The sequence below is a fragment of the Psychrobacter sp. T6-1 genome (genome assembly GCF_052258445.1).
In genome coordinates, this window is record NZ_JBQQFC010000632.1 from 1 (window position 1) to 826 (window position 826).

1 protein-coding gene is annotated in these 826 nt (G+C 40.9%); it reads left to right on the forward strand.

What is annotated here, in order from left to right:
• Positions 1 to 278: 278 nt before the first annotated feature.
• On the forward strand, positions 279 to 826 hold a 548-nt coding region (locus ACTXGO_RS15055), incomplete at its 3' end, for a serine dehydratase beta chain (RefSeq protein ID WP_443575089.1).

An 826-nucleotide genomic window follows, 5' to 3' on the forward strand; every position in this document is an offset into this window, starting at 1 on the left:
CTGCTTTATAATAATCGTCAACAACAAATGGTTTTGAGGATAAAAACTATTTGTTAATAAAGTCCAATTTCACTGGTCGTGTACTACGAGTTGTGTTTAACTGACATCAGTTTTGATACTTACAATAAGCAGTACTGTGCAGATTTTACAGCTGTTAAGTTTACAGAATGTTACATAGTGCAAGATGCTCAGCATCATAGCGGAAATAGTGTATAAATAAAAGATTTTGCTGCATAAAAGTATGAACTCACTCCACCTTCTTAAGTCATGGTAACTTTATGATTAGCGTATTTGATTTATTTAAAATAGGTATTGGCCCTTCAAGCTCACATACCGTCGGCCCAATGATTGCGGCTAACTTATTTTTATCGTCACTATCCAAGCAGGCAAGCATTACTGACATCAAATCAGTAGAGATCGAACTATACGGATCGCTTGCAGCAACAGGCAAAGGTCATGCGACAGATACTGCTATACTCTTAGGCTTGTTGGGTCATACGCCAAGCACGATAGATACGCGCCTCACTGACCATTATCTCTCTGCTATTTTAGATGAGCTAAAGCTTAATCTACTAGGCGTACATACTGTCAGTTTTGATGCACAGCGCGACATTCACTGGTTTGATGACACTGTATTGCCCTATCATCCAAACGCGCTTACCTTGCGTGCTCATTTGATGGACGGCACGCACTATCAGCAGACGTACTACTCTATCGGTGGCGGATTTGTCATCAATGATGAAGATGCCACCAACCCCGATGAGGATCATGCCAGCCCCACTATCGATGATATTCCTTATCCCTTTAACAATGCCGCAGAATTACT